The sequence below is a fragment of the Vibrio sp. 10N.247.310.98 genome, from assembly GCF_041467395.1.
GTDB classification, from domain to species: Bacteria; Pseudomonadota; Gammaproteobacteria; order Enterobacterales; family Vibrionaceae; genus Vibrio; species Vibrio crassostreae_C.
This window is the reverse complement of record NZ_JBFSUL010000037.1, coordinates 1-14,161: the sequence shown is the minus strand read 5'-3', so window position 1 is coordinate 14,161 and position 14,161 is coordinate 1. Positions and strand designations below refer to the sequence as shown.

General features: G+C 43.6%; 13 protein-coding genes. 6 read left to right on the top strand and 7 right to left on the bottom strand.

Annotated elements, in window-relative coordinates:
* Positions 1 to 5: 5 nt before the first annotated feature.
* From AB6E78_RS14745 to AB6E78_RS14735, 3 genes are all read right to left on the bottom strand, one after another.
* Positions 6 to 686 (bottom strand): ChrR family anti-sigma-E factor, encoded by a 681-nt coding sequence (locus AB6E78_RS14745; RefSeq protein WP_017060966.1) that lies wholly within the window; start codon positions 684 to 686, stop codon positions 6 to 8.
* Complete coding sequence (locus AB6E78_RS14740) at positions 679 to 1,326, bottom strand: sigma-70 family RNA polymerase sigma factor (RefSeq protein WP_017060967.1); 648 nt, start codon at positions 1,324 to 1,326, stop codon at positions 679 to 681. The genes AB6E78_RS14745 and AB6E78_RS14740 overlap by 8 nt, the downstream gene beginning before the upstream one ends.
* 110 nt (positions 1,327 to 1,436) lie before the next feature.
* Positions 1,437 to 2,057, bottom strand: a complete 621-nt coding sequence (locus AB6E78_RS14735; RefSeq protein WP_372083731.1) for an LON peptidase substrate-binding domain-containing protein — start codon at positions 2,055 to 2,057, stop codon at positions 1,437 to 1,439.
* Between the two features lie 252 nt (positions 2,058 to 2,309).
* On the opposite strand from AB6E78_RS14735, the gene AB6E78_RS14730 reads away from it, so the two are divergent.
* Positions 2,310 to 2,696 (top strand): tautomerase family protein, encoded by a 387-nt coding sequence (locus tag AB6E78_RS14730; protein WP_017070218.1) that lies wholly within the window; start codon positions 2,310 to 2,312, stop codon positions 2,694 to 2,696.
* Positions 2,697 to 2,823: 127 nt separating this feature from the next.
* Here the strand turns inward: AB6E78_RS14730 and AB6E78_RS14725 are convergent, their stop codons facing one another.
* Positions 2,824 to 3,621, bottom strand: coding sequence for a DUF4344 domain-containing metallopeptidase (locus AB6E78_RS14725; protein ID WP_017060970.1), 798 nt, complete (start codon positions 3,619 to 3,621; stop codon positions 2,824 to 2,826).
* 326 nt (positions 3,622 to 3,947) lie between these two features.
* Here AB6E78_RS14725 and AB6E78_RS14720 point away from each other — a divergent pair, with 326 nt between their 5' ends.
* Both AB6E78_RS14720 and gltS read left to right on the top strand, forming a co-directional pair.
* Positions 3,948 to 4,304, top strand: a complete 357-nt coding sequence (locus AB6E78_RS14720) for a YibL family ribosome-associated protein (RefSeq protein WP_017060971.1) — start codon at positions 3,948 to 3,950, stop codon at positions 4,302 to 4,304.
* Between the two features lie 315 nt (positions 4,305 to 4,619).
* Positions 4,620 to 5,846 carry a sodium/glutamate symporter gene (gene gltS, locus AB6E78_RS14715; protein ID WP_017060972.1) on the top strand — a complete coding sequence of 409 codons (1,227 nt, stop codon included), beginning with the start codon at positions 4,620 to 4,622 and terminating at the stop codon, positions 5,844 to 5,846.
* Between the two features lie 437 nt (positions 5,847 to 6,283).
* Here the strand turns inward: gltS and AB6E78_RS14710 are convergent, their stop codons facing one another.
* Positions 6,284 to 6,940, bottom strand: a complete 657-nt coding sequence (locus AB6E78_RS14710; protein WP_017061511.1) for an NAD(P)H-dependent oxidoreductase — start codon at positions 6,938 to 6,940, stop codon at positions 6,284 to 6,286.
* A 291-nt stretch (positions 6,941 to 7,231) separates the two neighbouring features.
* On the bottom strand, positions 7,232 to 8,098 hold the full coding sequence (locus tag AB6E78_RS14705; RefSeq protein WP_017061512.1) for a hypothetical protein: 867 nt from the start codon (positions 8,096 to 8,098) through the stop codon (positions 7,232 to 7,234).
* A gap of 570 nt (positions 8,099 to 8,668) precedes the next feature.
* On the opposite strand from AB6E78_RS14705, the gene AB6E78_RS14700 reads away from it, so the two are divergent.
* The 3 genes from AB6E78_RS14700 (at position 8,669) to AB6E78_RS14690 (ending at position 12,480) form a co-directional block, all read left to right on the top strand.
* Positions 8,669 to 10,561, top strand: coding sequence for a PTS mannitol transporter subunit IICBA (locus AB6E78_RS14700; RefSeq protein ID WP_136974018.1), 1,893 nt, complete (start codon positions 8,669 to 8,671; stop codon positions 10,559 to 10,561).
* Between the two features lie 183 nt (positions 10,562 to 10,744).
* Positions 10,745 to 11,893 carry a mannitol-1-phosphate 5-dehydrogenase gene (locus AB6E78_RS14695; RefSeq protein WP_009846102.1) on the top strand — a complete coding sequence of 383 codons (1,149 nt, stop codon included), beginning with the start codon at positions 10,745 to 10,747 and terminating at the stop codon, positions 11,891 to 11,893.
* Positions 11,894 to 11,943: 50 nt separating this feature from the next.
* Positions 11,944 to 12,480 carry an MltR family transcriptional regulator gene (locus AB6E78_RS14690; protein ID WP_198592367.1) on the top strand — a complete coding sequence of 179 codons (537 nt, stop codon included), beginning with the start codon at positions 11,944 to 11,946 and terminating at the stop codon, positions 12,478 to 12,480.
* A gap of 261 nt (positions 12,481 to 12,741) precedes the next feature.
* Here the strand turns inward: AB6E78_RS14690 and nagB are convergent, their stop codons facing one another.
* Positions 12,742 to 13,542 carry a glucosamine-6-phosphate deaminase gene (gene nagB, locus AB6E78_RS14685; RefSeq protein WP_017057618.1) on the bottom strand — a complete coding sequence of 267 codons (801 nt, stop codon included), beginning with the start codon at positions 13,540 to 13,542 and terminating at the stop codon, positions 12,742 to 12,744.
* Between the last annotated feature and the right edge of the window lie 619 nt (positions 13,543 to 14,161).

Genomic DNA, 14,161 nt, shown 5'->3' with positions numbered 1-14,161 from the left:
CTGGGTTAATAGATATATTTTCCAAGTGGATTGAATAATTGGCTCACACCTTTTGTGAAGTAAAGCGCATCACTTGAAACGGTTAAACAGACACAACCTTCTTTTGTTGCAGGTTGATGAGTGTGATTGCCATCCAACCAGATGAAGTCACCTTTGTTGTAAACGCCCATTTCGTCTTCGAAACTACCTTCTAGAAGAAGCGTGATCTCGAAGCCTTTGTGGGTGTGGCAAGGCACTTGTCCATCTTTGTCGATGTGCAACAAGCTGGTGTGGTGTGCTTCGTCAGCAAAATCGAGTCTTGCTCGTGAAATTTTGCCTAGGTTCATCCAGTCCTTTCTCGCTACTGAGTTTAGAGCGCGAGGGATTGTGAATGTCGTGTCAGCAACAGTTACTTTCTGAACCTCTGGAGTCACTTCAACAGACTGAGAAGTATCAGCTGTGATTTGCTCTATCGCGTCAAAATCAAAGTCCATGTCGTCCATTGAGAAGCTGTCTAGATCTTCATTTGAGAATACTGGCTCTGCGTCAAAAGCATTATTCGCTGCTACAGCTGTAAGCTGCTTGACTTGTTGTTGGCAGTGTTCACACAGCTCTACATGGCTAGAAACAATCAAAGAAACTGAATCAGCCAACGTGCCATCGACGAAGTCTTTCAAGATTGCCGCGTTTGGGTGATGTTTAATCATGGTCTTGTTCCCCCATGTGAACTTTTAATTTGGCTAAAGCGAGTCTCAGACGTGATTTCACTGTTCCAAGTGGGACGCCAAGTTGCTGAGCGAGTTGCTCTTGAGAGAGCTCTTGAAAGTAAACGCCTTTGACGATGGTTTTCTGAGCGAGAGGCAACTTTTCTATTTGAGTCATTACGTGTCGGCTCATCAAATGGTCACCGAATGGCAAATCTTCGCTTTGAGACTCGGCTACCATCGCATCGATTGGCCAGATATCGTCGGCTATCGTTTGTTCGGCTTTCGCTTTCACTTTGCGCAACATGTCGAATGCTGCATTACGCATTACCGTGTAGACCCAAGTGGTCGCAGCGCCTTTATCTACATTGTAGAGATGTGCTTTCTTCCAAACATTAGTCATCGTGTCTTGAACTAGCTCGTTTGCAGCAGCTTCGCCACCCAACTTACTGATACCAAAACGCTTGATCTTAGGAGCGAAGAACTTGAACAAACAGGTGAACGCCTGCTTGTCTCGGTCTGTACCAACCAACACCAGCCAGCTCGAGAGCTCTGTCGGTACTTTGTTGTCTGTAGGTACTTTGTTATCGGGAATAATGACATGCTCCTTGCCGTTCCCTGAACTTCTGCTTTCCACTTGCATAGTAACTAACCATCATGCGAATTTGATGGGCACTACGTGAAAGGAGAAAGTCGGGATCACTTTAATTTAAATTAATTTCTACTATACAAAATTATAGTGAAGAAAAGTGCTTATTGCCCCGTAATGATTTGATTCAAAAAAGGAACTAGAGACGGAAAACTGGCTGGCTCAGTAAATTCTGTTTTCTTTTCCAGTGGGATAGGCATCATTTCGAGCAATCGCGCACAGATCCATTGTGGGCTCTCAAAATCAGGAGTGGGATAGAGTGTTCTTATCGAATCGTGGTCGCGAAACAACTGAACCAAAAAAGCGGTAAACACGTTAGGCACTTTATATTCATCGGTAGGCCAGTGTGGCAACGATCTGAACTTACTTTTAATCAGGTCATCATCGTCTCGAAACGACCCATGCAATTGCACCAACTTTTCGCCTTCAACATCAATTTCTAATATTTGGTCTTCCGACATATTGAAGTCTACGATGGTCACCTTTGTTCCCCAAGAACTGAGATGATCAGAGTTAGTGTTGTCTTGAGTGGCGATAATGAAACCATCGCCCTGCGCTGCGTGAGCAACCATCGCGAGATACTTTGGCTCAAAAATGCGCAGTCTTTGCCTGCCTCCCGGTAAAAGAAAGATAGGGAGAGGAAACACAGCAAGCTTCAGAGAAGACTCTACGGGTGTTTCTGGTTCGGCGTCTGTCCGCGTGGTCTTCCTAGGTGAATTCGGCACATAGCACTCCTTAGTTCAAATGTGATTTGAGAAGATATACGCGGGGAGGGTGGTGTTCGATCAATTCGCTTCGGCTTATGTTGGCAAAGGGATAAGTATTTTGTTGCACCTGTTCATAAATTCATTGTTTTTACCTTTTCCCATACGCGTCATTAGGTAATATGTGTACAAATAGTAAGCGAATAGGTAGTCGCCAGGCGATGCTTCTATCTGACGTTCTTCTATACCTAACATCGCATCAAAGGAATGGTCATGATTGTTATTTATGGTATCAAAGAGTGCTTAAATCCAATTAAGTTGCAGCTCTCTAATGTGTTGCAGCAGTGCTTAAACAGTGAAATGGGTTTACCCGATGACAAGCGAGCACATCGGTTTGTGCCATTGGAACGAGATGACTTCTTTTACCCGGAAGGAAGAACAGAAGCCTATACCGTCATTGAGATCAACATGATGGAAGGTCGAGCGGTAAACACCAAAAAGCGCTTAATTAAGAAGATATTTTCTGAGATAGAGAAGCAGTTAGCTATCTCTCCAATTGATATTGAAATCACCATTAAGGAACAGCCATCGCACTGCTGGGGATTTCGAGGCATGACCGGCGATGAAGCTCAAGATCTGAAGTATAAAGTGAAGGTCTAGGGTTTAAGCTCTTAACTCTTAACTCTTAACTCTTAACACGTAAGACTTAAGCCAATCTATCGAGTGACGGCTTTGGAATTTGATGCCAAAGCCGTTTTCCTAGTTCTCGACACTAACCTTTAAGCATCTAAGCATCGTCACTCTTTTTTAAATACTGATGCCAATTTTCATTGATCACGTCAAAGTGCTCAACGCAGAATTCTTTTCTGTCTTTCAAATAGTCGTTTTCCACTTCATCGAGCAAGTTCTTATAGGCATCGGGATCGCTGCCATACACCAAGCATAACGTGGAGAAGTAACGCTGCAGGTCGAAACTGTGCTCGTCGATGTATTCCCCCAAGTCGTAATACTCTGGGCGGTCTTCTGACTCGAAAGCGAACATGTCTGCAGCGCTGATAGCAGCGTCGGCCCCATGCTCTACGTAGTTAAGCAGTAGCACGGTTGCTAGGTTATCAACCGCATCTTCTTCTTTACCCAATATGGCAATGTTCTGATCTTCGATATACGCATGCCCAGTCTCGTGTAGCAGGGTGTGCAGCAAGGTATCAATAGCGCCGGTTTGCGCAGATTTCCCATACTCTTTTTCGTATTGGTTCTTCTCAAAGTAATTGAGTGACTCAGCGTAAAAACTGTAAGGGATCAGTACTTGATGGGTTTGTGGATCGTAGAGTGGTCCTTCTTCCCCGCCATATTGAATGGTTAATGGCTTCTCAAACATGAAGAGTTGGTTTGATAGGTCGACCACGGTGTCATTAACGCCACTGCTTTGAATCTCTCGTTTGAGCTGCTCTTCTTCGGTATTTTGCGGTGTAGAGTACTCGACGATTAGGTTACTTTGGGTGGCTTGTTCACTAGATGCATAAGTTGTGGCAAACATTGCACTCAGGGCTAGGCTGCAGGTCAATGTTCGTTTCAATAATGTCATCGGCTATCCTTGTGATTACGTTGCGATTCAGAGTCGTGCTGGGGGTAACAACTCCAAGCTGTGTACCCTGATTTAGTTATTGCGTTAGAGTATAAGTTTAGACGGAATTTTGATGCATCGAGGACTGCAATTTTTGAAGTAGGCGCTATCCTATCAATGAATAATCCGCTTAGAGATTCGCCACAAAGAATAAGTAAGCTGAATGAGTGGTGTCGATGTGATTCGTTTCTATTGGTAATTAACAGATAAATTTCGGTTCAACACAACCCTTGTGCTATACTCCGCGCCCCAATCCGAATTGGCTTGTTTAATCTTAGGAAATTATTATGAGTGTTAAAAACGAACTTCAACAAATTAACAACCGTCTAGACAAGTGTCGCCACAAGTTAGATGCTGCTAAAACTCGTAATGATCGTCCTGTTGTTCGTCAGTTCGAGGAAGAGATTAAGAAGCTAACTAAGAAAATTGCCCAGCTTAAACACAAAGAAAGCTATGATGTGAACCAAGAGCGTAAGTCTCTGGTTGATATGCCATTTAGCCGTGAGATCACTAAGGCTGAGCAAGCGGATATGGGTAAACTTAAAAAGTCTGTTAAAGGACTCGTAATTGTTCACCCAATGACGAAGATCGGTAAAGAACTTCGCATTGAGGTTATGACTGGTTACGCACCGAAAAAATTCTAATTACCAGCGATGGTGATGAAAGAGGAGCTAGAAATAGCTCCTTTTGCTTTTTTAGGTATTAAGAAAGCAGAGTCAGCGGCATAGATACTCACGCCGTTTTCAACTTTTAGGAGGTGACTGTTGTCACAAATCCTTTTATCTCCTATAAAAGTTAACGTGCTACTAACATGGTACTAAGCGATCGCAGTAATGTGTTCGCTTTTCGAATCCACACTTTCTCTCCAGTTTGTATAAATATAGGTAGAGCAGCACAAATAATTACAGATAAAACTAGACTCATTAGGGAAGATGAGAACGTAAAAAAATAGAGGTTATATGAATCAATTAATTTCAATTGGACCACTAGAATCCTTCCTAATCGCGATTAGTGTTTTGTTTCTAGGTCATTTCGTCAATGCAAAGCTTCCGATTCTCAAAAAGTACAACATTCCAGAGCCCATTGTTGGCGGCTTGATTGTCGCTTTTGCTATTACAGCCCTGCACTTTAACGGCCTTGATCTTGAGTTTTCCTTGCCCCTGCAGAACACGTTTATGTTGATGTTCTTTGCAACGGTCGGTCTTGCGGCGAACTACACGCAGCTGATAAAAGGTGGTGCTAAGGTATTCCTATTCTTAGGGGTAGCGTCGGTTTACATCATTATCCAAAACGGTGTAGGCGTAACCTTAGCTACGGCACTAGGCCTTGAACCCTTGATGGGTTTGATTGCTGGCTCTATCACCCTTTCGGGCGGTCACGGCACAGGCGCGGCTTGGTCTCAAACTTTTGCAGACACGTTTGGCATTGCAAATACGCTAGAAATCGCGATGGCTTCAGCGACCTTTGGTTTGATCATCGGTGGTATTATCGGTAGCCCAGTGGCGCAAAAGCTGATTGATAAAAACCAGCTTGAATCTGAGTACGGCACTGGCACGCAAACACATGAACGCTTCCCTGAACTTGTTACTTACAACGAGTATGAAGAAGACAAAGTGACGGCGAAGAAGGTGATTGAAGTGTTGTTCATCCTTCTTATCTGTATCACGGGTGCGAAGTACCTAGAGCAGTGGGTGGCGACTTTTGAAATTTCTTGGTTGATGATTCCTGACTTCGTTTACGCGTTGTTTATCGGTGTTTTCATCACTAACGTGTTTGAAGTGACTAAGCTGCATAAGACTGACAGCGAAACGGTCGATATTCTTGGTACGGTGTCATTGTCACTGTTCCTAGCAATGGCGCTAATGAGCCTTAAGCTTTGGAACATATTTGACCTTGCGATTCCGTTCTTGGTTATCCTGGCGGTTCAGGCGGTTGTGTTAGGTATCTTCTCTTACTTTGTGACGTTCAAAGTAATGGGTTCTAACTACGACGCAGCGGTTATGGCAGGTGGTCACTGTGGTTTCGGCCTAGGTGCAACACCAACAGCGGTAATGAACATGGGCTCTTTGGTGAACCGTTTTGGTCCTTCACCACAGGCGTTCATGGTGGTGCCAATTGTTGGTGCCTTCTTTATCGATATCGTTAACCTGATTATCCTTCAGGGTTACATCTCGTTTATCGGTTAATGTTCGCCTTTACTTAAACGCAATGTGCTTATCGCACTAAGATGAATACAAGAAAGCCAGTCTGTTGACTGGCTTTTTTTGTTCTTGTTTATCGAGGTTTTCTTGCCTGATACCCCTGCGGTTAGGGCTCTGTCACATCAATAACTAGGGCGTGTTGATCTTTCGAGCTGATTTTTGCAGTGAGTTGCTGGGTATTTATACAAGGCAGAGGCATCGATGTGTAGCTAGCCTACATGAGAAGCCGATAACGCAGTAGAAATGACCAGCAAACGCTGCCCGAAGGGTTCGGGCTGGGCGCCACCGCAAAAAGCGTTTTACTCTTTGTTGAGGGAGGTTTGCTTAGAATGACTAGGCTACTTCTCCCTCGCCGCGATTAAAACGCTTTTGACTAGGCGTCCCCATCCGAACAAAATTTAACCACGAAAGGTCAACACGCCCTAAAGTGTTGTAACGACTTCATCAAGAGCTAGGCGCGCTTTTGGTTTGCCGTAGTTGTAGTCTTCGCCGTCTTTGTGGTAGCCGATAGCTAGCGCTACATCAACAACGTGACCTTCTAGTTCGTCAGCAAACTCTTCGCTGATCATAGCTGCATCTACACCTTCCATAGGTGTTGAAGCGATACCTAGACGAGCTAGTGTGTGCAGTGTGTTACCTAGTGCGATGTAAACTTGAGACTTAGTCCAGTTACCGTTGAAACCTGTTTCGTCTGTGTTCATTTCTGCGAATGCGTAAGCACCTAAGAATTGCTCGTACATTTCAGCTGGTAAGTGACCAGAGCTTACTTCTGTATCAGCACGCTTCGCGAATTTCTCTTTAGTGTACTTAGGATCGTGAGCAAACAGGATCGTGTGTGACGCTTCTTTCGCATGTGGTTGGTTAAACTGGAACATGTTTTCGAAAGTATTGTGGAAGCGTTGTTTTGCTGCGTCACTCTCAATGATGATGAATTTCCAAGGCTGAGAGTTGATAGAAGAAGCTGACAAGCGAAGTGCTTCTTTGATTACTTCCATGTCTTCCGCAGAGATGCGTTTTTCTGCATCGTATTTTTTAGCTGTGTAACGAGTGTTTAGATCAGTAATGATTGGATGAGTCATGTTGAATCCTAATATCTATCAATAATAAATGTTGTAGGGTTTTATGTTCAGTTACGTCAACAATAAACGGATAACCAATTTAAACGAATCTCAATAGATTGAACGTCTAAATAGTTATCGAACATGCCCCAATAAATCGAGTATCTGCGGTAGCTCAAGTCGATGGGTGTAAGATAATAGAAGAATGACTCGGGAAAAATAGCGAACATATCAAATCACTATGGTTAATAATGTCCATAATGATTCAATAAGTGTGATCTTAATGGAGGTGGAATCTCTAGATTCAGTAGCTTAGTACGCTTTGATACCATATTGGCGCAATAATGGCGGAAGTACGCTGTCTAGGTTGGGGATATCTTCTGGCGTGATTTCGATTAAACCAAAACCATGCTCTTCATAGATTTTTCTCGTAGCTTCACGTTTATTTTCGGCGATTGGCGCAGAATCAGTTCCCCAGAACTGGATGTATACTTTGCCACTTGGTAGATAAAAATCGCTGATCACTTCTTTTGATATCGGAAGCGGACGCTCGTACGCATGGACCACTCCTGCCATATAAAGCCAGTTATCAATGATCAGCTCTCCCTTTGATCGAACATAATGCCCGTCTAAGCTTCGGTGCTTCGCCTCAAATTTCTGACGAAAACTGGAGAATGACACATCGGTCGAGTGGCTTTCAGCATCATGCCCTAGGAATTCAACAACAGACTGCTTTAAACGTTTATTGCGAACCAATGAGTCGTGCCATACCACGAATAAGTTTTGAGTCGCTTTGTCTTCTCTTTGTTCACCTCCGGCTTTTAAGCCTGTAGAGGTGACATGCCAACCGTCTTCTTCTTTTGTTATCCAACCAAGCTCGTTGAGCAGTAAGTTGATTTTCTTTGCGCTGAGTTGAAAGGCACTGCCAAGCTGGGTGGCGGTGAGTGTTTTTCCTGAGAATGAGTCCAAATCGATAAGCAGTTTCTCTGGCCAGACAATAAAGACACCAAACTTCTTGTGTTCGACATATTCCCCACCAAAGCTTTCTCCCCGTTCTGTGAGAATCCAACGCTCTTGTGAGCGCACGATATAACCCGCTGTTTTTAGATCGCTAAATAAAGTTTTAGCTTCTATGCCTTTTTGTTTAGCGAGTGCGGATGTGGAAATTTTGTCTGACATAGTCTTTTCTCAAATAGCAGAGTGATCCGCTGATGGGTTTTGGTGAGATACATGATGTGATAGCACAGGCGAGTACCATATCACATCTACTAATGCCAACTGCTGCTCACTGGTCTATGTTTTTAGTAGAAAGTCATGTCTGATTTTGATTTTGTGGGAAATGTGGTTCTTTCTGTAATTAAATTACATGATTAGCGATTCTGCTCATCTGGGTGCATATTTTCTATACGTGACACGATGTTCTTTTATACGGTTTATATAGATCTTAGATACTATATTTTATTAAGTGTGATTTTGATCACTATTTATTTTTAAGTATTACAAGATAAAGCGTGATCTAGATCTTGCGTTAATGATATTTATTCTCATTAATTTGGCTTTGTAATTTTAATTCATGGTATTTTTGTGATCTAAAGTGCTCTTGTTAACCCTAAAGTGTTTTTCGTGTGTGATGGTTGTCACGAAAGTTGGGCTAAGGTGCATTTTAGAAATGTTGTGATACATTTTAATCGACTTTTGAGTACACACTTTCGGTCATTTGACCAACCAATACATTACGGGGTTCTACCTATGTTATCACCAGAAGCAAAGATTAAGGTTCAAAACTTTGGTCGTTTCTTATCCAATATGGTAATGCCAAACATCGGCGCATTTATTGCGTGGGGTTTCATTACTGCACTATTCATCCCAACCGGTTGGTGGCCTAACGAAACGTTAGCATCAATGGTTGGCCCTATGATTACATACCTATTGCCACTATTGATTGGTTACACCGGTGGTAAAATGGTTGGTGGTGACCGCGGTGCGGTAGTAGGTGCCATCACGACAATGGGTGTTATCGTTGGTACTGATATCCCAATGTTCATGGGTGCAATGATTGTGGGTCCACTAGGTGGTATCGCAATTAAAAAATTCGATGAAGCTGTTCACGGTAAAGTGAAGAGTGGTTTCGAAATGCTAGTGAATAACTTCTCTGCGGGTATCATCGGCATGATCTGTGCGATCATCGCGTTCATCGTGATTGGTCCTGCGGTTAAGATTCTATCTGGCGGACTTGCTGCTGGCGTAAACGCAATGGTAGAAGCCGGTGCATTACCTCTAGCATCTATTTTTGTTGAACCTGCGAAAATTCTATTCCTAAATAACGCAATCAACCACGGTATCTTCTCTCCACTAGGTATCCAGCAATCTGAAGAGATTGGTCGTTCAATCTTCTTCTTAATCGAAGCAAACCCAGGTCCTGGTTTTGGTCTTCTACTTGCTTACATGGTGTTTGGTAAAGGTAGCGCGAAGCAATCTGCTGCTGGTGCATCTATCATCCACTTCCTAGGGGGTATCCACGAAATTTACTTCCCTTACGTTCTAATGAACCCACGTCTAATTCTTGCGGTAATCGCAGGTGGTATGGCGGGTGTATTCACTAACGTAATGTTCGATTCTGGCCTTATCTCTCCAGCATCTCCAGGTTCTATCTTCGCAGTCTTACTGATGACGCCAAAAGGCTCTTACATCGGCGTGATTCTATCTGTTATCGCAGCAACGGCAGTATCGTTTGTTGTAGCGTCAATCCTTCTTAAAACATCAGCGCAAGATGATGAGGAAGATTCACTAGAGAAAGCTTCTGCACAAATGAAAGACATGAAAGCGTCTTCTAAAGGTGCAGCAGCAGAAGCAAACGTAAACCTAGCGGATGTAAAAGCAGTTTATGTAGCGTGTGATGCGGGTATGGGTTCAAGTGCAATGGGTGCAGGTCTACTACGTAAGAAAGTAGCAACAGCTGGCCTAGACATTGAAGTAACCAACTACGCAATCAACAACCTACCGGCTGATTCGCAAATCGTTATTACGCATAAAGACCTAACAGACCGTGCTCGTAGCACTGTGCCAGGTGCGATGCATATGTCTCTAAGCAACTTCCTAGACGGCGGCGTATACGACCAACTAGTTGCCGAGCTTGTCGATGCTCAAAGTGGTGAAGCGAAAGTAGAAGCTCCGGCTCCTGCAGCAGCTCCAGCGCAAGAAGGCAACAAGCTTGCACTCACTGACGACAGCATCTTCCTTGGCCTTAAAGCGACTCAAAAAGAAGACGCAATCAAGTTTGCTGGCGAACAATTAGTAAAACTTGGCAACGTATCACCAGAATACGTAGATGGCATGTTTGCTCGTGAAGAGCTTGTGTCTACTTACCTAGGTGAGTCTATCGCAGTACCACACGGCACAATCGAAGCGAAACAGTACGTACAAAAAACCGGCATCGTTTTCTGTCAGTACCCTGAAGGTATTCAGTGGGGCGAAGATGAAGATGATATCGCGAAGATGGTTATCGGTATTGCCGCACAAGGCGATGAGCACAACATGGTGCTGATGGCTATTACCAATTCACTCGATGATGAAGAAGCTGTGGAATGCCTACAGAACACAACAAACCCTGCTGATGTTCTACGTATTCTCAACGGAAACTAAAAAGCTCTAGTCAAGCTCCTGAGTGAAGGAGGCCGGTATCCCCCTACTGGCCTCATTTTCGGTCTTAATCTTTCTAACAAGATTCAGTCTGAATAGCTTACTGCTTAATGCCTAGGGCACATCGTCAAGGCATGTTGTTGAGCAGTTAGCTATCTAGATTCAAATATTTATAAGGTCAAAATTATGAAAGCGTTACATTTTGGTGCAGGTAATATCGGTCGTGGTTTCATTGGTAAGCTTCTTTCTGATGCTGGTATGAAGGTTACGTTTGCTGACGTAAATGAAACGGTTGTAAATGCGTTAATTGAACGCCAAGAATACCCAGTTAAGATTGTTGGCGAAGAGTGTGTTGTCGAAGTTGTTAAGAACGTGACAGCAGTAAACTCAGCGACAAGCGCAGTAGTAGATTGCATTGCTGAGTCTGATCTTGTGACGACTGCAGTGGGCCCTACGGTTCTTAAAATCATCTCTAAGTCTATCGCTCAAGGCATTGAAAAGCGTGCAGCAGCAAACAACACTGCACCAATGAACATCATCGCGGCAGAGAACATGGTTCGCGGTACTAGCCAATTAAAAGCAGCCGTGTTAGAGCACCTTTCTGATGAAATGAAAGCGTTCACTGAAGAGCACATTGGCTTTGTTGATTCTGCGGTTGACCGTATTGTTCCACCGGCAGAAGCGGGCGAAACAGATCCTCTAGCGGTAACGGTTGAAACGTTCAGCGAGTGGATCGTAGATCAAACACAATTCAAAGGTGAGATTCCAAACATCCCAGGAATGGAATGCACTGATAACCTAATGGCTTTCGTTGAGCGTAAACTGTTCACGCTAAACACAGGTCACTTGGTAACGGCATACCTTGGTGTGCTTGCAGGTCATGAGACTATTAAAGACTCTATCGAAGATGACGTAATCCGCGCTGAAGTAACAGCGACGATGGAAGAGAGTGGTGCGGTTCTGATTAAGCGTTACGGCTTTGATCCAGAAGCACACGCTGCTTACATCCAAAAGATTCTAGGTCGTTTTGCTAACCCGTTCCTACGTGATGAAGTAGACCGCGTTGGTCGTCAGCCAATTCGTAAACTGAGCCCGCAAGACCGCCTAGTTAAGCCTCTAAACGGTACATTAGAGTACGGCCTACCGAATGCTCACCTAGTAAAAGCAATCGCTGCTGCGTTCCATTACAAGAACGAAGACGACCCACAAGCGGTTGAACTTCAAGCAATGTTCGCAGAAAAAGGCTTTGCTGAGACATTAGCGCATTATTCTGAGCTGAATAGTGACTCAGAAGTTGTTAAACTAGCGGAAGAAGCTTATCTAGCATTGAAATGATAAACCATCAAAGTGCCACACCAGTGGCACTTTCTTATTGTCGAGCCGTTATGCCAATACAAACAAGCCATGAAACTGAATTACTCGAAGCCCTTTCGGAAGCTGAGAGTGCTAGCGCCTGCCTAATGGCTGCTTATGATGCATTGGACGACACGGTAGATGCCGTATTAAAAAACATCTTTAAGAAAGACGACACTGCAATTAAGTTCGTTGTCGAGCCACTTCTCAACAGTGGTGGGCCGTTAGGCGAGATCATGATTCGTGCTAAGTTGCTACTCGGACTTGGCGTGATCAGTAAAGAACTCTACGACGATCTAGAGGTTTTCGTTACCTTGAAAGAGTGGGCGAAAATACAGGGTGAAGACACCAGCTTTACAGAAGTTGATGTGATATTTGAGCTCAACAAGGTGCACGCGATTCAGCGTATTATGCCTATCGAATATGACGCGGAGATGGTGGAAACGATGTCTGGCCCAATGCTTGAAATGTTCTTGGGGCGACATAATCAAAAGGTGAAGTCGACGATCGTATTAGCTATCACTGACATTATCACTACCCTATGCCGAGATAACGCGCTGAGCTCTTAGCTCTAGTTTGCAGCTCTGCTTATCTTGTTTCACATCCTACATAACTTGTAGCTGTTCGTTCGTTTCAATACAAAGATTAAAATGATGGCGGTTTCTCTCGTTGGAGAAATCGCTTTGTTGTTTTTGTGCTTCTAAAAAATATCCGAAATATCTTCCCATTAAATACAAAAGCAGCAGGCACAAAAAAAGCCACATTCAGTGGCTTTTTCTATTCAAGACGCTCTCTTTATAAAAACGCCCTGCTATTCAAGACTATAGGAATTATAGGTCTTGGATGTTCTCAGCTTCTAGCTCTTGGAAGTAGCGTAGAGTCTTAACTTTTAGCTCTTGTTGAGCTGGCTCATCAGCAACGATGATAGCTTTACGGTGCATCTGTAGAGCTGTAACAGTCCACATGTGGTTTACAGAACCTTCGATAGCCATTTGAAGCGCTTGAGCTTTGTTGTGGCCTAGAGAAAGGATCATCACTTCTTCTGCATCTAGAAGAGTCGCAACACCGATAGTTAGTGCGTATTTAGGAACTTGGTTGATGTCGCCATCGAAGAAACGAGAGTTCGCGATACGAGTGTCTTCAGTCAACGTTTTGATACGAGTGCGTGAAGATAGAGAAGAACCTGGTTCGTTGAATGCGATGTGACCGTCGATGCCTACGCCGCCCATGAACAGGTTGATTTTGCCGTATGAACGGATTTTCTCTTCGTATGCTGCACAGTGAGCATCGATATCTTCAGCTTTGCCGTCTAGCAGGTTGATGTTTTCTGCTTGGATATCAACGTGGTTGAAGAAGTTCTCGTGCATGAATGTGCGGTAAGACTCTGGGTGGTTAGGGTCGATGCCAACGTACTCATCCATGTTGAATGTTACAACGTGCTTGAAGCTAACTTCGCCAGCTTTGTAAAGTTCAATTAGCTCAGCGTAAGTAGTTAGAGGTGTGCTACCAGTAGGAAGACCTAGTACAAATGGACGCTCAGCCGTTGGAGCGAACTTGTTGATTGAATCTGCGATATGACGAGCAGCCCATTTACCTACTTTAGCTTTGTTGCTTAATGGAATAAGTCTCATTGATTTTGCCCCTAGAAATAAAATTTTATAGTGTTCTGAAACATTAATTCGCATTATAAAATAAGTTATCCAGTTCCGCTATTGTTTTAGGTCAAGTTTTTGCTTTTTTCGTCGTAACTGTGACTGGAACTCTCAAAATTGCACAATTATTGTATGGATATTTGGTGGCGTTAAACAAGATTAATACGTTTGTCATATACAGCAATGTTGATCTAATTCAGCACCTGAAAGGGTTGGTGTGTTTCTATGCCTTGATACGATTATTGCAATAATGGCATCGCTCGAACCATTGACGAATTTTGGTGCATTAACGTGTTTCGAGTATAAACAAGCGTTGAGCGTATAGTTGAAACTAGAAAAATAATGATGGCAATGGAGCGCTATCGTGATAAAAGACAGGGGCAGGATGAAGAACGATGAATCTCAGTGGGATGAATACCCATAAGATTGAACGAGAGCTGTGTTTTAGTCACGCTATCGCTATGAATTGTATATAAATATTGGTAAGAATGGATAGGTTGGCTAAACTTACCAATTACAAAGAAGATGTGTGTTTGAAGGCAAAAAAAAGGTTCATCGCGGCTTTCCGGGGAAAGCCGCTTTTATCTTCAAGAAGAAG